At 58.7% G+C, this 15,253-nt stretch carries 13 protein-coding genes and 3 pseudogenes; 8 read left to right on the plus strand and 8 right to left on the minus strand.

Annotation, left to right across the window (positions count from 1 at the left end; translation table 11 throughout):
* Nucleotides 1–41: 41 nt before the first annotated feature.
* The 3 genes and pseudogenes from WN73_RS18810 to WN73_RS18820 all read right to left on the minus strand — a co-directional run bounded on the left by WN73_RS18810 (nt 42) and on the right by WN73_RS18820 (nt 1,832).
* Nucleotides 42–785: an OmpW/AlkL family protein gene (locus WN73_RS18810; RefSeq protein ID WP_271554236.1), complete on the minus strand. Its 744-nt coding sequence runs from the start codon at nt 783–785 to the stop codon at nt 42–44.
* Nucleotides 786–1,251: 466 nt separating this feature from the next.
* A pseudogene (locus WN73_RS18815) lies at nt 1,252–1,612 on the minus strand (ArsC/Spx/MgsR family protein).
* Between the two features lie 10 nt (nt 1,613–1,622).
* The gene (locus WN73_RS18820) at nt 1,623–1,832 is read right to left on the minus strand and encodes a hypothetical protein (protein ID WP_271554238.1); all 210 of its coding nucleotides are present in this window, start codon (nt 1,830–1,832) and stop codon (nt 1,623–1,625) included.
* Between the two features lie 398 nt (nt 1,833–2,230).
* Between WN73_RS18820 and nifH the strand changes: the two genes are divergently transcribed.
* The 7 genes and pseudogenes from nifH to WN73_RS18855 all read left to right on the plus strand — a co-directional run bounded on the left by nifH (nt 2,231) and on the right by WN73_RS18855 (nt 10,107).
* The gene (gene nifH, locus WN73_RS18825) at nt 2,231–3,115 is read left to right on the plus strand and encodes a nitrogenase iron protein (RefSeq protein WP_097669307.1); all 885 of its coding nucleotides are present in this window, start codon (nt 2,231–2,233) and stop codon (nt 3,113–3,115) included.
* Nucleotides 3,116–3,263: 148 nt separating this feature from the next.
* The gene (locus tag WN73_RS18830; RefSeq protein WP_271554240.1) at nt 3,264–4,055 is read left to right on the plus strand and encodes a nitrogen fixation protein NifQ; all 792 of its coding nucleotides are present in this window, start codon (nt 3,264–3,266) and stop codon (nt 4,053–4,055) included.
* Between the two features lie 280 nt (nt 4,056–4,335).
* A pseudogene (nifV, locus tag WN73_RS18835) lies at nt 4,336–5,542 on the plus strand (homocitrate synthase).
* Between the two features lie 475 nt (nt 5,543–6,017).
* Nucleotides 6,018–6,359, plus strand: a complete 342-nt coding sequence (gene nifW / locus WN73_RS18840; protein ID WP_097669272.1) for a nitrogenase stabilizing/protective protein NifW — start codon at nt 6,018–6,020, stop codon at nt 6,357–6,359.
* A gap of 984 nt (nt 6,360–7,343) precedes the next feature.
* Complete coding sequence (locus WN73_RS18845) at nt 7,344–8,453, plus strand: electron transfer flavoprotein subunit alpha/FixB family protein (RefSeq protein ID WP_097669271.1); 1,110 nt, start codon at nt 7,344–7,346, stop codon at nt 8,451–8,453.
* Nucleotides 8,454–8,464: 11 nt separating this feature from the next.
* Nucleotides 8,465–9,772, plus strand: coding sequence for an FAD-dependent oxidoreductase (locus WN73_RS18850; protein WP_271554274.1), 1,308 nt, complete (start codon nt 8,465–8,467; stop codon nt 9,770–9,772).
* 38 nt (nt 9,773–9,810) lie between these two features.
* Entirely contained in the window at nt 9,811–10,107 is a 297-nt protein-coding gene (locus WN73_RS18855; protein ID WP_161533252.1) for a ferredoxin family protein, read from the plus strand.
* Nucleotides 10,108–10,327: 220 nt separating this feature from the next.
* Here the strand turns inward: WN73_RS18855 and WN73_RS18860 are convergent, their stop codons facing one another.
* Both WN73_RS18860 and WN73_RS18865 read right to left on the minus strand, forming a co-directional pair.
* Nucleotides 10,328–10,876, minus strand: coding sequence for a carboxymuconolactone decarboxylase family protein (locus tag WN73_RS18860; protein WP_161533253.1), 549 nt, complete (start codon nt 10,874–10,876; stop codon nt 10,328–10,330).
* 6 nt (nt 10,877–10,882) lie between these two features.
* Nucleotides 10,883–11,437, minus strand: a complete 555-nt coding sequence (locus WN73_RS18865) for a peroxiredoxin (RefSeq protein WP_271554243.1) — start codon at nt 11,435–11,437, stop codon at nt 10,883–10,885.
* A gap of 936 nt (nt 11,438–12,373) precedes the next feature.
* On the opposite strand from WN73_RS18865, the gene WN73_RS18870 reads away from it, so the two are divergent.
* Nucleotides 12,374–12,874, plus strand: coding sequence for a hypothetical protein (locus tag WN73_RS18870; RefSeq protein ID WP_271554245.1), 501 nt, complete (start codon nt 12,374–12,376; stop codon nt 12,872–12,874).
* A gap of 83 nt (nt 12,875–12,957) precedes the next feature.
* Here the strand turns inward: WN73_RS18870 and WN73_RS18875 are convergent.
* The 3 genes and pseudogenes from WN73_RS18875 to WN73_RS18885 form a co-directional block, all read right to left on the minus strand.
* Nucleotides 12,958–13,365 (minus strand): annotated as a pseudogene (locus tag WN73_RS18875) (DUF2478 domain-containing protein); the annotation flags it as partial.
* 123 nt (nt 13,366–13,488) lie between these two features.
* Nucleotides 13,489–14,613: a molybdenum ABC transporter ATP-binding protein gene (gene modC / locus WN73_RS18880; RefSeq protein WP_271554247.1), complete on the minus strand. Its 1,125-nt coding sequence runs from the start codon at nt 14,611–14,613 to the stop codon at nt 13,489–13,491.
* A 158-nt stretch (nt 14,614–14,771) separates the two neighbouring features.
* A complete protein-coding gene (locus tag WN73_RS18885) occupies nt 14,772–15,173 on the minus strand; it encodes a hypothetical protein (protein ID WP_271554249.1) in 402 nt (133 codons plus the stop codon).
* Nucleotides 15,174–15,253 lie beyond the last annotated feature (80 nt).

Consider the following 15,253-nt stretch of genomic DNA (forward strand, 5'->3'; position numbering starts at 1 on the left):
GGTTGATCAAACGGATTCCGCTTTCTGGTCCCGTTCTAGCGTCAGAATTTGTAAGTGACGCCGCCGCTGAGGAGCCATGGGTCGATATTGGCGCGCCCGGTGACGGCAATCGCATTGTTTACGGTCGCGGAGTACTCCGGCCGCAGCCACAGCTTCTTCACGTCAAAGTTGAGGCCCCAGTGACGATCAAGCATGTAATCGAAGCCGAATTGGACCGCCGCGCCGAATTGGTTGCTGATGCGCAAATCCGTTACGGCAAGACCGCCGAGCGACGTATTGGCTGCCGATTGGTTGAAGAATGCGGTGTAGTTGACGCCCGCGCCGATATAGGGCTTGAGCGGGCCGAAATCGGTGAAGTGATATTGCAGGGTCAGTGTTGGCGGCAACAGCCAGGCTTTGCCGATATCGAGCCCAGTGAGCGCGCCATTGCCGCTGATGTGATGGCTGGTCACGCCGAGAACGAGTTCGGCGGCAACGTTTTTTGTGAAGAAATAGGTGATGTCGAGCTCGGGTATGGCTTGCTCGCTGATCGAAAGCCCAGAACTTGGTGAGGACAGCAGGGGCGCCCCGGCAACGCTGACCGAGCTGCCTGCGGTATCCGGCAAAACGCCGAGCACGCGCAGGCGAATCATCCATGGATTGAAGGGTTCGATCGGAGGCGCTTTGTAGTAGACCGGCGCCGGACCCAGATCCGCGGCCAGTACCGAGATGCTGGCCAACGAGGTCGCGAGCGCGAGGAGCGATGCCGTCGTCAGAACTGTCCTTGTTCTCATCTTATTCTCCATTCCAAATTCCGCGCGAAGAGCCGCGCGAGATCTCTGTCACACAGCGGGAATGGCGAAGGATTTGATACCGATCAAAATGGGAGCGGCCATAGCGCAATTATGCCGCTAAGTTGCATAAGGATCACGGCCGGGAAGCGTGGTGGTCTGTTCTGATCGTTATTCAATTCAAGAATCCGTCTAAGCCGAATCTCTTCAAAAAACTGCCTCTCGGCTTGGTACTCTGAACCAATCCGGGCCACGGAGGTTATGCGTGATAAAGGCGGCAACTGCGGCGGCCTCTCACACACTGCATAGGCGAGAAGTGCGGCATTCGAGCGCAATATGGGCGATGCCGCCTTGCGGAGCAGCCACTCGCTCGGGTCGTCTCAGCGAAGGTCCTGTCGACTACTACCCGTGAAGGAAGCCGGAAGTGGGAAACGTCATTCTTTGCTTCGTTTGATGGTTTGGGGGGCGCTCCGCCGTTTCCTCACCTCTGCGGACAACGCGTGCGGTTTGCTTCGTGCAAGCATTCCTCGACATCATTTTGCGTCTTGCCACCAAGCAGTGACAGCACGGGCTCATGATCGAGTCCGGCACATCGTGCCCCGTCTACGTCGATCAGCGGTCGTCGTATCAGGAGCGGATCGCCTACCATCAATGCGAGTGCGATTGCCGCGTCGATAGTATCGGGATTGACTTCGCCTGACTTGATACGGGGTGCGGCTCGGTTGAACCAGGATTCGACGGGCATATTGCCGAAGAAGAACGCGCAATTCCTCCGCATCCCATGGCTCCTTCAAGATGTCTTCGGCGATCACGTCGTGACCGGCGGACTTCAGCGCTTGAATCTGACGCGCGTTAGTGGCGCAGCCGGGCTTCTGCTAAAAGATCATTGTCGCCACGACATATCCATGTAGACGCGCTTAGCTGAACGATTCGCGCGGCGCTGCTGCTTCCGGGAGCCCATTCGAATTTATTGCCGATCATCTCCAATGTCAGCGCACCAAGCGCCGTACCGTATGTGCAACACTCGCCGCTGGTCCGCCAGGTTTCGAGCTCGACCGACATATTCACTCTCCTCAAATCGCCCGGCTTGCGAGAAGAGCGGCAAGTTCCGTTCCACACCTGAAGGCATCGGAACAGGTCCCGCCAAATCGGCATTTCGCGTTGATGGTTGTGGTCGTTGTTAGTTTTCTGACAGCCGCGCAGATCCAAAACAGCCAGGATCACTCACCGGCTGGTTGGTTTTTAGAAACGTAATCAGAAGCTTAAGGAGCGCGGTCAGCGTTGGCACGGCGGTTGCTAATAAGCGGCAGCAACACTGAGTGAGGGCTGAGTGCACGCCGACGCGTAAGGCGAGCGATGCGCTCCTTCCCTTGATCCCGTGTGCCCCCGTTTCTGAGAGAGAAACAAGCTCGCGCGCAAGAAGCGCGCAACTTTTGGCAAATCGGTTGATGGAGAGCAAAATGTCTTCACTGAGACAAATCGCGTTCTACGGGAAGGGCGGCATCGGCAAGTCGACCACTTCGCAGAACACGCTGGCGGCGCTGGCCGAGATGGGTCAGAAAATCCTGATTGTAGGGTGCGATCCGAAAGCTGACTCGACCCGCCTGATTCTGCACGCCAAGGCGCAAGACACGATTTTGAGCCTTGCAGCGAACGCCGGCAGCGTGGAGGACCTCGAGCTCGAGGACGTTATGAAGGTCGGCTACAAGGACATTCGCTGCGTGGAGTCCGGTGGTCCTGAGCCGGGTGTCGGCTGCGCCGGACGCGGCGTCATCACCTCGATCAATTTCCTGGAGGAGAACGGCGCCTACGAGAACATCGACTATGTCTCATACGACGTGCTCGGCGACGTCGTTTGCGGTGGCTTTGCGATGCCAATCCGCGAGAACAAGGCGCAGGAAATTTATATCGTGATGTCCGGTGAAATGATGGCGATGTATGCCGCAAACAACATTTCCAAGGGCATCCTGAAATACGCGAACTCTGGCGGCGTGCGGCTGGGCGGTCTGATCTGCAACGAGCGGCAGACCGACAAGGAGCTGGAACTGGCGGAAGCGTTGGCCAAGAAGCTAGGCACTCAGCTGATCTACTTCGTGCCGCGCGACAACGTGGTGCAGCATGCCGAGTTACGCCGCATGACGGTGCTCGAATATGCACCCGAGTCCAAGCAGGCCGATCACTATCGCAATCTTGCGACCAAGGTTCACAATAATGGCGGCAAAGGCATCATCCCGACCCCGATCTCCATGGACGAGCTCGAGGACATGCTGATGGAGCATGGCATTATGAAGCCCGTGGACGAATCCATCATCGGCAAGACCGCCGCCGAACTCGCGGCCTCGTAAAGGTCGCGAGTCGCGGCCTCGTGAAGGCGCGCGACGGATGCCGGTCTCCCTCACCGCCCATCCCGGGAGGCCGGCATTCTGACGATCGACCCTGACCAAAACCAGGTGCGGCGGAGCAAACCTGACCACTGTGGAAACCCGCAAAATTATGTCCGAAGCGCACTTCCTTCCGTTCATCGCTGCTTGTGCCGTTGATTCTAACGGCCAGATGCACAGGGGAATTGCAACCTACCGCCTGCTCACCGGTGTGCCTCCTGCAGATGCCGATATTGCCATTGACAGCAATCTCGATCGCCATGTCCTGGCGTCTATCCTGGCGGCTGCCACAATGGATGGTGGCTCCCTTCCGGAGAAGGCCGGCCTGTCCGGCCTTGAACTGGCGGCCTTGCTGGAGCAGTACTTTCCCTCGCTTGAGATCAAGCTCGTGGAGCAGCTCTCGGCTTTCAAGTGCGAAGAGGACGACGAGATCGCAATGCTGCGTGATCTCTTGCTCAAGCAACGCTCGACGGAAGGGGATATCGGCCGCTGGCTGGCTGCGATGATCGCGCGCCGCGCCATTGGGCCAGACCATCTGTGGGAAGCTCTCGGCTTGCGCAATCGTGGCGAACTCTCTCGGCTGCTGAGCCGCCATTTCGCGCCGCTCGCCGCGCGCAATGTCAACAATATGCGCTGGAAGCGCTTCTTCTACCGCATGCTTTGCGAGAATGAAGGCCTCGTGATGTGCACAACACCCGTGTGCAAGCAATGTGACGACTTCAACCTCTGCTTCGGCGAAGAAAGCGGTGAGAGCCGGATGGCCGAGCGCCGGCGCGATGTTCTGCCGCAGGCGGCTCGGCCGGTCCTTGCCGGCGTCTGGCCATCTGAACTGCCACAAGGGTCCGCGATCGCACCGTCATCCGAGAAAGCCTCGCCGGATTTGGTAAGCCGCACAGGAGGTTGAGGGCGCGGCTGACGCCGTTTCGATGCGAGCGAGTGACCATGTGTCCAAGGCGGCGGCGGTCCCCAGTGCTCCGCGACAATTCTCACATCCTGGCGCGCCGCAATTACATTAACGTTCAAACTCGGCGTAGCAACAGGCAAGGCGTCCGGTTCATGAGCGTGTCGGATTTGCGACAATCCATTTGCGGAAGGACGCCGAGGACGGAAGCGTTAGCTTCGTCGACGACTTTCTCGGACGACGGGCTGGCATGCTGGTTGCTGAAGCGTAGGTAGATCAAACTATGAGGAGCTCTCGCGTGATTGCCGCCAGCACCGCCGCCAAATCGTCTTGGTCCGACCAGGTGTGCGCCAAGCCAACCGTGCTCAACGACACGACATTACGCGACGGCGAGCAGGCACCTGGCGTTGCGTTCACCACAGAGGAAAAGCTGGCGATCGCGCAGGCTCTGGCGCGGGCCGGAATCACGGAGATCGAGGCGGGAACGCCGGCGATGGGCAACGAGGAGATCGCCGCCGTCCGCGCCATTGTCGAAGCAAATCTTCCGCTGACCACCATAGGCTGGTGCCGGATGCGGGAATCGGATGTCGATGCGGCGATCGAAGCAAAGGTGTCCATGATCAATATGTCGATCCCGACCTCCGATGTCCAGATCGTGGCCAACCTAGGTGGTCATCGTGACCTGGCGCGGGAACGGGTGGAGCGAGTGGTAAGCTGTGCCTGTGAGCGCGGACTTAAGGTCGCCGTCGGTGGTGAGGACTCATCCCGCGTCGACATCGAGTTTCTCATCAGACTGATGGCAACTGCAAAAGCCGTGTGCGCATGTCGCTTTCGTGTTGCAGATACGCTTAGCGTGCTCGATCCCGACGCAACCTACGCGCTGGTCAGGAATTTGCGTGCGACCACCGCTCTCGAACTCGAATGTCACGGTCACGATGATCTCGGACGCGCAACCGCCAACACGCTCTCCACCATCAAGGCTGGCGCGAGCCACGCCTCAGTGACCGTCATCGGGCTTGGCGAGCGGGCCGGAAATGCACCGCTCGAGGAAATCACGGTCGCACTCAAGCAGCTCTACGGGCGCGAGACCGGCATCATACTTCCGCAGCTCGAGAACGTTGCCGCGGTGGTAGCAGCCGCGGCCGCACGTGCGATTCCTATGAACAAGGCGATCGTCGGAGAGCATGTATTTACGCACGGGTCCGGCGTTCATGTCGTTGGCCTTTTGAAGGATCAACGCACCGATCAATTGCTTGATCCCGTTTTGCTTGGCCGCTGCAACCGCTTTGTGATCGGCAAGCATTCCGGACTTGCGGCGATCACCGCGTTACTCGATGAACTGCAGCTCGTCGCCAGCGCCGACCAAGCCCAGACAGGTACTGTCGCAAGTCCGCAAATATGCCGTCGAGCACAGGCTGCCGGTCGAGCGCGAAACCGTGGCGGCGATCTGGCGCGACGTGTGCGGATGCATGACATCCCACCCCGCATGAAAAGCCGTGTCCAGAGCGTTTGGGTCGACCTTCGCAAACCGACGCGCCGCCAGGACGGTGTCCGATGTCGCTGATGGGCGCGAACGGCGTCGAGCTTTCGCACGTCAGGTCCCCTGGCGCGATCTCACCTCTAGATCTTACTTGCCGTTCCACCATACATGCTGTGATCTCCTACCCAATGGCGAGCCGTCCCCGGACTGCCAGTCGGCGTCTTCTCGCGCGGCTGATTTCCAGTCCGGCGACCGTCCTGACGAGTGTCAACCGCGATCGTGGTGTGGCCATTGATCCCGGATCTTCATCGGGACTGACGTCGTCACCGGCGGACCTGCCGATCCGGGCAGCGAAGTTGAGGGCACCGCTTTTTGGAGTCAGGCTTTGGCGATGCGCACCAGCTCTGCGGGGTAGGACGGCAGCAGTCAACAGGCGCCACCCCATCCCATTGACCGTCCAGAGCTAATCCGAAGGAGAATTTTCGATGACCAACTCATGCCCGGCAGCCGGTATCCTGGATCGGCTCAGCAAGGCCTCGTCGGCAGAGGATTTTTTTTCGCTGCTTGGCGTCGATTACGACCCTAAAATCGTGAATGTCGCGCGCCTTCACATCTTAAAGCGCATGGGACAATATTTTGCCAAAGAGCAATTTGCTGGTGCCGCGGAGCCGGAAATCAGGGCTCGGTGCAAGGCGATGCTGGAGCAGGCCTATGCCGATTTCGTGGCATCGTCACCGATCGACCAGCGAGTGTTCAAGGTTTTGAAGGATGCCGTCGCAGACCCTAAGAAGGCCGCGGCTTTTGTCCCGTTGAGCGAGCTGAAGTGATCTCGCGATCCACTGTAGCAAGGTTTGCCCGACGGGGCGCCGTGGCAACCCGATGTGGGGCCTTCGTCTTTATCCGGGTCAACTCTCTGCAGCAATGACCCGAGCGGCGCCTGTCGTATTCCCGACCCATGTCTGGACTGATCGTGTCCACGGTATCAGCGGCTATTTCAAGTGTCTCCCAAACCATTACTTTCGACTGACTTTCAATGTTTTTTGCAACTGGTACGACACTTGCTGTTGTCCTGCCGATCCGTTCATCGCTGCCGACAGATGGTAGTCGTCCGAGATGAGATTGAAGGAATACCCATGATGCTGCTTTTACTGCCTGCCGAGCGCTGCGGGATCATCTCGTGGCCTACGATCGCGCCAGGTCCGTTCGAAATGGTCTTTGACGCGGTCGAAGTTCCGTATCGACGGTGAGATGCTGGTCAATGGATAAGTCGCCCGTTCGCGCTACATCTGGAGAGGGTATGCACAGCGTCGTCCGCATCAAATCCGTCCGCGATTCCGCTCAGATTTGTATCCATCTCATGGCGGATAGGAACATGCGTCAGCAAGAGGGCCAACGTCGGCCCATACGGGTTGTCGGCGCTGGAGGCTCGGCATGGATTGCGTGACAGATGCGTTGCCGGGATCGCCCTCGTCGTCACCGTCGATGTGGAGCCGCTGGGCCGAAATTGAGGCGCAGGTATTGCGCAGCGAACGGACTCGCCAACTCAGGCATGGAAGCGACCGGTTCACCGCGGCGCCCTGGCCGCCGCGGTGGCGCTCGTCGAACCCGGCGCGGAAGGCTTCAGTGTGGAAGACCTCTCCAAATCCGGCCGGACCGGTAAGTCTATCGCGACGACGCGTTGTGCGGCCGGTCGGACCAAGCAGACGGGGCAGAGCAGCCGGCCACTGCTGACCAAAGGTGATCTTCAGTTAACGAAGCTAAAAAGCGAACCTGTGGCGCGGGCGCGCCTATCTTTGAGGGGAATTTAGAGTATGAGCAATGTCACCAGAACGGCCATGCCGGCGGCGGCCGGCCGCGCAGCAGCCAAAAAAGAACTGCCGGAGCACTTTAAGGCGTACAAGCACGTCTGGGTCTTTGTCGAGCTGGAGCGCGGCCGGGTGCATCCGGTTTCCTGGGAGCTCATGGGTGCGGGGCGCAGGCTTGCCGACAGGCTAAAGGTGAATCTTGCCGCTGTCGTTATCGGTCCGGAGGGGCCGCAGACACGTAACGCCGCGCTTGAAGCCTTTTGCTATGGCGCCGATCTGGCCTATCTCGTGAGCGACAATGTTTTGTCGGATTACCGCAACGAATCCTATACCAAAGCGCTAACCGACCTCGTCAACACCTACAAGCCCGAGATCCTGCTGTTGGGGGCGACGACGCTCGGTCGCGATCTCGCAGGTTCCGTGGCGACGACCCTGTCGACGGGGCTCACTGCCGACTGCACCGCGCTGGACGTCGACGCCGATGGTTCGCTTGCGGCGACGCGTCCGACCTTTGGCGGCACACTGCTCTGCACGATCTATACCTTGAATTATCGTCCGCAGATGGCAACCGTCCGCCCGCGGGTCATGCCGATGCCTGAGCGCGTCGTACGCGATGCCGCTCGTATCATCGTCCATCCGCTCGGCCTTGTCGAAGACGATATTGTCACAAAAGTTTTGTCGTTCCTACCCGACCGCGATGCAGAAACGTCCAATCTGGCCTATGCCGATGTCGTGGTTGCGGGCGGCCTGGGACTGGGATCGCCTGAGAACTTTCGGTTGGTGCGCGAGCTCGCAACTCTGCTTGGCGCTGAATATGGTTGCTCGCGTCCTCTGGTGCAAAAAGGGTGGGTTACGTCTGACCGGCAAATCGGCCAGACGGGCAAAACCATCCGGCCAAAGCTCTATATTGCCGCCGGCATTTCCGGCGCGATCCAGCACCGGGTTGGCGTGGAGGGCGCGGATCTGATCGTCGCCGTCAATACTGACAAGAACGCTCCGATCTTCGACTTCGCCCATCTCGCGATCGTCAGTGACGCCATGCAATTGCTACCGGCGCTGACGACCGCATTTCGCGCCCGGCTTTTGCCGAATTCGCGCGCCCGGATCGCGGTCTAGAGGAGGTGATGATGATTGAAGAGAGATTCGATGCGATCGTGGTCGGAGCCGGTATGGCCGGCAACGCGGCGGCATTGACCATGGCCAAACGCGGCATGAAGGTGCTGCAGCTCGAGCGGGGCGAATATCCCGGATCGAAGAATGTGCAGGGCGCCATCCTCTATGCCGACATGATGGAAAAGCTGATCCCCGAGTTTCGAGAGGAGGCGCCGCTTGAACGTCACTTGATCGAGCAGCGGTTCTGGATGATGGACGATCGCTCCCATGTCGGCATGCATTACCGCTCGGACGACTTCAACGAGGAACGGCCGAACCGCTACACGATTATACGCGCGCAGTTTGACAAATGGTTCTCTTCCAAGGTGCGGGAGGCTGGCGCGACCGTGCTGTGCGAGACGACAGTCACCGAGCTCGCACGGGACGACCGTGAAAGGATCGTCGGTGTTCGTACAGATCGCCGAGACGGAGAAATACATGCCGACGTCGTCGTGCTGGCCGAAGGGGTCAATGGCCTGCTCGGGACGCGCGCGGGCCTGCGCGCGCGCCCGACACCCGATAACGTTGCGCTCGCGGTGAAGGAAATGCACTTCTTGCCTCGCGAGACTATCGAGGCGCGCTTCAATCTCAAGGGCGATGAAGGCGTCGTGATCGAGGCGGCCGGTACCATTTCCCGCGGCATGACCGGAATGGGTTTCATCTACGCCAATAAAGAGTGCATTTCGCTCGGCATCGGTTGTCTCGTCGCCGACTTCCAGCGCACGGGCCAGACGCCCTACGGCCTGCTAGACCAATTCAAGAGACATCCCTCCCTGGCGCCGCTGATAGCGGGGTCCGAAGTTAAGGAATATTCGGCGCATCTCATTCCTGAAGGCGGTTACAAGTCGATCCCGCAGCTTTATGGGGAAGGCTGGGTCGTAGTGGGCGATGCGGCGCAACTCAACAATGCCATTCATCGTGAGGGCTCCAATCTCGCGATGACTTCCGGCCGCATCGCCGCCGAAGCGATAGGTCTGGTGAAATCGCGCGGCGAGCCGATGAGTGCAACAAATCTGTCGATCTACAAGAAGATGCTGGACGATTCCTTCGTCATCAAAGATCTAAAGAAGTACAAGGATTTTCCGCCCCTGATGCATACCCACTCACAAAACTTCTTTCTCACCTATCCGCAGCTCATCTCCAAGGCGATGCAAAACTTTGTGCGCGTCGATGGTACGCCTAAGACTGAGAAGGAGAAGGCGACCCTGAAATCCTTTGTGAAGGCGCGGTCATGGACAGGTCTGTTAGGCGATGCTTGTCGTTTTGCCCGAGCCTGGCGCTGACCGCAACAGTGTGAATTCCAACAATGGAAGGCCAAAGCATGAATGTCGAACCCCCAGTGCGCGTCGAAGACAAGCTGTATTACAACCGCTATGTTGTCGACGTCGGTCACCCTCACGTCAAGGTCCGTGCGCACACGAGGCCATCTCCGCAGCTACTTGCACTTTTGAAAGCCTGCCCCGCGCGATGCTACGAGCTCAACGACGACGGCCAGGTCGAGGTAACAGTTGACGGCTGCATCGAGTGCGGTACCTGCCGCGTGATCGCCGAGCCCACCGGCGACATTCAATGGAGCCATCCGCGCGGCGGATATGGAGTGCTGTTCAAGTTTGGGTGATGGTGGAACGAAGGGCCGTGGTGCGACCGACGTTAGGCGACAGGATCTTACCGTATCTGTGGCGCATTCCGCGTCACTTGCTCGGCGCCTGGAATACTTCATGGGGACGCTGCGCAAGACATGACTTGCGGATGTCACGCTCGTTCGGGAGCCGCGAAGGACTGGTTGCGGCGCCACTGAGTGGCGCCACAACCCCGTCGATCGGATGACAGAGGAAGGATCAGTCCGTCGCCCGAGAGGGGTTGGACCCAGCGGCCTCGATTGCGATCGCCACTGACTGCATGATCGCCGCAAAGCGCACGGCGGTCTGGATCGCTTCGGAACTGACGCCCGCCGCTCGCAGCGTCTTCTCATGGGCATCGATGCAGGCACCGCAGCCGTTTATGGCGGAGACCGCAAGCGACCACAGCTCGAAATCGGACTTGTCCACGCCGGGATTGGCGATCACGTTCATACGCAGCCGTGGCGGAATCATCTTGTATTCCGGGCTGGAAACGAGGTGAGCGAAGCGGTAATAGACGTTGTTCATTGCCATCACGCAGGCTGCGGCTTTCGCTGCGGAGATCGCCACAGATGTCATCACGGCGGACGCAGCCGATTCCATCGCGGCAATCAGGGCTGCATTGCGGGTGGCAATCGCGCTCGCCAGCAGCAGCCCGTATTTTCGTTGCGGCGAGAGCGTCTCATCGGCCACCAAGGAGGTCAGGTTAAGCCTGACATCCTTCGCGAAATCGGGAATCCTGTGGCTCAATTGTTCGATCGACGACATGCTGCCTCAAGAAATCTTCAGGGTTTCGCCGCCGATTTCGCGGTTGCAGGGACAGAGCTCGTCGGTTTGAAGCGCGTCCAGAACGCGTAGCGTGTCCTTGGGACTGCGCCCGACACTGAGATTGGTCGCATAGACGTGCTGGATCGTGTTTTCGGGGTCAACAATAAAGGTGTAACGATAGGCAACCCCTTCGGGTGAACGCACGCCAAGGCCATCGACGAGCGTTCCCTTTGTGTCGGCAAACTGCCAGATTGGTAGTTTGTGCAGGTCGACATGTGAGCGCCGCCAGGCGAGCTTGCAGAACTCGTTGTCAGTCGAACCACCCAGTACAACCGCGTCGCGGTCGGCGAATTCCTTGGAAAGCCGGGCAAACTCAGCGATCTCTGTCGGGCAGACGAAGGTAAAATCCTTGGGATAGAAGAAGATGATCTTCCACTTTTCTGGAAAGCTCGTTTCGGTCAGCGTCTCGAATGCACTCTGTCCTTCTTCTTCCTGCGCTTGAAAGCCGGGCTTCACGCCTGTGATTTCGAATGGCGGCAACCGACTGCCAATTCCGAGCATGCTGTCCTCACAATTTGCTTTTTGTAGATCGCGACCTCACTGGTGAAGCAAACGATATGCCATCCGTTCTCAGGATTGGAATTGTCGCAACGAAACCAGCCCAGCGGCTTGGGTACAGGCATGCTCGCGCGCTAGGGGCCTCGATCGACACTAAGTTGAGGGTCGTCTGGAGCACATACAAAACCTTATGAGAACACTCGACCTTTGCGCGACCGCCCGAGGTGTTCGGCTGCAAGCGTCTGGTCAAAGCCCGTTCTGCGTCCCTCAGAGCAAAATGTTTCATCGAGACATCGATGTGTCAAATGAGTCACGGCTCTCGGCCTGCCGGGCTTTAACGGGAGTACTGAACCTCACGAAGCCGCGTGGTTTTGCGAAATCTGGCGCAAACGAGAGCGGATGTATCTCTGCGACGATCAGATTGAGCTGAGTAGGCCCCAAATCGTCGCCGCTGCCAAATACGGTGTTTAGTGATCATGGAGCACGGCGTCTCGCGCATTGAGGCGCTTGAGCGGCGGTAGATCACCAAGGTGCGAGGATTTGCCGCATCCTGAAACGCGTATGAAAGCCAACCAGGCTCGCCGCTGCGGCGACGGGGGCTTGAAGTTTACGTGGCGTCAGGTTGTACAGTCTGGATCATACATGCGGCGATCGCTCTGAAGCTTCATGATCACAAGGAGATACCTCAACGTCTCAAGATCTTGGGTGCATTGGAGCACGTGGCTGTGCAGGCGCGACCCGGTTTGTAGCGGATGTGCCCGGTCGCACGAAAATATCCAGCGTACCGACGTTGGTGGACCGATGCGGTTGCCTCCTCGATTGAATGTGCGGAACGACTCGTTCAGTAGCACGCGCTACAGTGTCGATGTTTCGCGCCCTCACTTTGGCTAGTCTGCAAATGATTACCGCTCCGACTTACGGGGCAGGCCATTCAGCAGCATGCGCTACGCAGCGCCGTCGGAAGCACAACCTACGGCCCGGACGAAAGACAACAAGCTCCGCGGTCTGTTCTCCCGGGTCAAATCAGGACTAAGCAAAGTCTTTGGAGGAAGCCACCGTGAAAAGTGGTCCGGCGGCCCGGAATCGGATGAGGTCTATTCGGAGCTTCGCATCGACTTTGCAAAGCGCAGTCGCCCTTCCGAGGCAGACCTGGAGCTGATTGAAGAGCTCAAGACGGCACTGGCTGGCGCGAGCCGCAAGTCCGAGACCATTGAGGACTACGTGACGGCTCTTCGGATGTTCAGCGAGTTCCTCCGGCCGAAAGGCGTCACTCTGAAAGACCTGCCTGGCAATGTTGATTTGCTGACAGCCTATAAAGATGAATTTATGAAGATGGCAAGCGCCAATAGCAGGACTATGTGGGTGGAGCATTGGAAACACTCCACGTGCTCGACAGTCAGAGTCGTTATTAAGCGGTCCGGTATCGTCGTCCCCAAATAACCGCAGCTGGGGCTGAAGGCCCCGCTGCGCGCCACGCGCGTTGAGATATCGCACCACCACTGCTCCAAGAATTCACAAGGCAGCAGCGTGCCAACGCCCGCGGTGAAGGTTCGCCAGTCGGCAAGGCAGTTTTTTGGAACGGCTGTCAGGACTGGTACGCCTCGGGTGATCGCGTCAACTAATTCGAGGCGCAGGCCGCGGCCAGCTGCCTCTTGTTTGGCGAATTTGCTGATCACGAGGAGATCGGTCTTGTTGCGAAGTGCCTGGGAAACGACAACTGGGGCCTCAGCAAGCCCATTTGTATCGAGGTTACAGGACATAGCTCCGCTTCCGAGTGGCTGGGAAATCGAGATCTCTTGTCCCGTCGCAACGTCGATTGCGAGCATGACGTGGGTGCCATTTGCGCGCCTCGAGTGTCGTTGCATAATGCCGCCGATGCGTACTCCTTGCTGCGCGATATCCTGAGCGAAATCGGCCAGTAGCCTATCGATATCGTCTTATGGACGGTAGAGAATTGCCCCCACACTATTCTGATCTCTCTCATCCAGATTATCGATCACGGCCGGGATCCTGTTGATGTGTTTCTCGTATCGGGGCATAGCTGTCGAACGTTCTCATGCGGATGCGGCAGGCGTTGCAAGCAACCGCTCGGCAGTCGCGAGCGGAAGGGCGCGCGCGACCTCCGCGAATACGTCCGCTCCAATGCTGAGCCGTAGCGCATCAAAGGAGCGGCGCGTGATGCGCGCCAAAAGCAGCACGCCAGAACGGCCAGTTTCAAGAGCCAGAACCAAGGTGACCTCAGCCTCGTCGAACGGCAGAGAGGCTTTGATGCGTGCCGGAAATACATTGAGGATAGAGCTTGCCCGCGCGGGCTGGCAGGCAATGCTGACGTCGCCGGCTGCGATGCGCAGCCGCACCTGCACGCCAGGTCTAAGCGGCGCTCCAGGTATCAGAAGGCGCGCAGCCTTGAGGCGGAGAATGATCAGCCCGTAGCGTCCGTCATAGCCGCCGACCACTGTATCAAGACAGACTGCCGCTTCGCCGCGCCTGGCAAGCGCCGGATTGCTCTGAACGAGATTGAGCGGCCCTGCCGCAGTCACGACGCCGTCTTTCATCATAACGAGATGATCGGCAAAACGCTCGATATCAGCGTTGTCATGGCTGATGTAGATCATCGGCAATGGTAGCTTTTCCCGTATGCGCTCGAGAAATGGCAGGATCTCGCATTTAGCGGAGCGGTCGAGCACAATGAGTGGATCGTCCAGCAAAAGTAGCCGAGGCTGGCCTAACAGCGCGCTGCCAAGGGCAAGTCGCTGTCGCTCGGCCCCGGAAAGATGTGATGGCGAACGCTCGAGCAGTGGCGCCAAGGCGAGCAATTCGACCACACCATCAAAATCGATCAGTGTCGGTTTCGATTTTGACGCGTTGTATAGAAGGCTACGCCGTACAGACAGATGAGAGAAAAGAACTGGTAGCTGGAATACATATGCGACGCGACGCAAATGAGACGGTCGAAACGTGGTCTCATCCTGCCAAATCTCTCCATCGATCGCACAGAATCCGTTTGGCAGACGCTGCACGCCAGCGATGCAGCGCGCGAGTGTGGTCTTGCCGCACCCGGGCGGACCAAAAATCGCTGTGACGCCTTTGGCTGGTAGGCTGAATTGCGCATCTAGCGGAATGCTTGCGGGAGAGCCGTTGAAGGCAACCTCAATATAACCCGGTTTTGCTTCTCTCATGAACCTGCGCCTGTGCTGTATCTTCCCATCCAAGTACGAGCACAATCGCTGCAATGGAGATGATGGCCATGTCTCCGACAATTCAGTCCGTTCCGCTCCAGCACGGCGTCTCTGCTCGCGTGAGGGCATAGGGTGGGACGGCGAACTGCAGATCGGTGTTAAGACGGAGGCTTGTTGAGGATCTTCGCGCCGCGAGGATCGTGGCAATCAAACGCTGCCCGGTGCGCCTGCCAATGAGACGAAAGGCGCCTTTTCAGCAGCGCGAGGTTCTCAGCCTGCTTGGCCGGGCCGAGGGTTTCTGCTGAATGTTCAAATGGCGTGGCTTGAGAGGTGTTGCGGTAAAGATGTCGGCTCACACCAGAGCTGAATAGTGGCTCGGGGCCGGAAATCCGCATCAAGCATCCCGCAGCTTTGGAAGCCGATTTGAAGTTTGCGCTTGTCGCCATAGTCATGGCCTCTGCATTCTCGGGTGCGAGCAGCATCAAAGCCAGATCGATCAGGATGAATCGATAAGCCTCATTGAAACTCCGGCTCCGCCGCGACAGCTTCCTTCGCGGCAACTGGTTGATCCTTACGCAGCAATCCGCGTGCCGTTTCAAGGAATATCTGCGCGGCTAGTTGCAAGAAAGGCTTTGTATCG

Source organism: Bradyrhizobium sp. CCBAU 45394 (assembly GCF_028128655.1).
Taxonomy (GTDB): Bacteria; Pseudomonadota; Alphaproteobacteria; order Rhizobiales; family Xanthobacteraceae; genus Bradyrhizobium; species Bradyrhizobium diazoefficiens.

Coding starts and splice junctions, on each gene's coding strand:
- WN73_RS18810 (WP_271554236.1), bottom strand. CDS start 785: ATGGAGAATAAGATGAGAACAAGGACAGTTCTGACGACGGCATCGCTC.
- WN73_RS18820 (WP_271554238.1), bottom strand. CDS start 1,832: ATGTCGGTCGAGCTCGAAACCTGGCGGACCAGCGGCGAGTGTTGCACA.
- nifH (WP_097669307.1), top strand. CDS start 2,231: ATGTCTTCACTGAGACAAATCGCGTTCTACGGGAAGGGCGGCATCGGC.
- WN73_RS18830 (WP_271554240.1), top strand. CDS start 3,264: ATGTCCGAAGCGCACTTCCTTCCGTTCATCGCTGCTTGTGCCGTTGAT.
- nifW (WP_097669272.1), top strand. CDS start 6,018: ATGACCAACTCATGCCCGGCAGCCGGTATCCTGGATCGGCTCAGCAAG.
- WN73_RS18845 (WP_097669271.1), top strand. CDS start 7,344: ATGAGCAATGTCACCAGAACGGCCATGCCGGCGGCGGCCGGCCGCGCA.
- WN73_RS18850 (WP_271554274.1), top strand. CDS start 8,465: ATGATTGAAGAGAGATTCGATGCGATCGTGGTCGGAGCCGGTATGGCC.
- WN73_RS18855 (WP_161533252.1), top strand. CDS start 9,811: ATGAATGTCGAACCCCCAGTGCGCGTCGAAGACAAGCTGTATTACAAC.
- WN73_RS18860 (WP_161533253.1), bottom strand. CDS start 10,876: ATGTCGTCGATCGAACAATTGAGCCACAGGATTCCCGATTTCGCGAAG.
- WN73_RS18865 (WP_271554243.1), bottom strand. CDS start 11,437: ATGCTCGGAATTGGCAGTCGGTTGCCGCCATTCGAAATCACAGGCGTG.
- WN73_RS18870 (WP_271554245.1), top strand. CDS start 12,374: ATGCGCTACGCAGCGCCGTCGGAAGCACAACCTACGGCCCGGACGAAA.
- modC (WP_271554247.1), bottom strand. CDS start 14,613: ATGAGAGAAGCAAAACCGGGTTATATTGAGGTTGCCTTCAACGGCTCT.